The 822-nt window shown below is 35.9% G+C and carries 1 protein-coding gene; it reads right to left on the bottom strand.

Translation table 11 applies throughout. The annotated features are described in order from the left end of the window. Positions 1–208: 208 nt before the first annotated feature. Positions 209–822, bottom strand: a 614-nt coding sequence (locus tag R8O11_RS26520; protein ID WP_318194781.1) for a hypothetical protein, incomplete at its 5' end; no start/stop codon positions are given.

The following is an 822-nucleotide window of genomic DNA, read 5'->3' on the forward strand; positions in this document are numbered from 1 at the left end:
TTCCTTATTATTCATTCTTGGTGGTTCCTTACACCTTCCAAAACCTTCAGATACTCAGGGCTAGGAATTAACCTATTAAAATCTAACTCATTATTTTCATTACTAATGCACTCAATAATGGAACTTGCATGAGCAAGATCTTCAGTTTTAAATTCGATAATATTTATTATGCGATTTGACATTATTTTTACTCTTATTTATGAATCATTTATATGGTTTTAACTTGAAATTTTTTGTCTTCATAAATATTGAGTAAATCCACTGGGATCTTTAGCCTTAAAGTCGCGCCTTCACTCAAGACGGTTGTCCATCGTTTTTTTGAGCCACCCGAAGTACAATAGCCCGATAGTAATGCAATCCCAGTTTCAATTCGAGCACCTGAATCACGACTAAATGCTTTACAAACAGGATACCCAAGAAACTCTATCGCCTTGCCATGCTCTTGTATTTCCTCGATAGCCTCAATCTCAATCGTAATGAGATCGCTATTGAAGGTTTGATCGAGTTCTTCAACTTCTTTTTCTACAATACTTGAAAATATCCAAGCGCCCTGAGATTTATCCCAAGTACCGCCGAGTTTACGGCACTCTTCAATCAACAGTGTGTTATATGCTGATTTTAAAGAACAAATGCCTAATTTAGTTTGTTCTTCTACGTTTGCTGCTAACTTATAAATCAGATCAGTCCCATACTTTGAGCGAACTGAGATATCTATAACAGCAAGAAAATGCTCACCTAACTCTAAGTCTTTTGAGCACTCGTCGATCAAAATCTTACAAGATTTATTATTGTCTGTTGTCGCAGCAAAGTACTTTCTGTTCT

The organism is Vibrio sp. 1288, assembly GCF_033344475.1.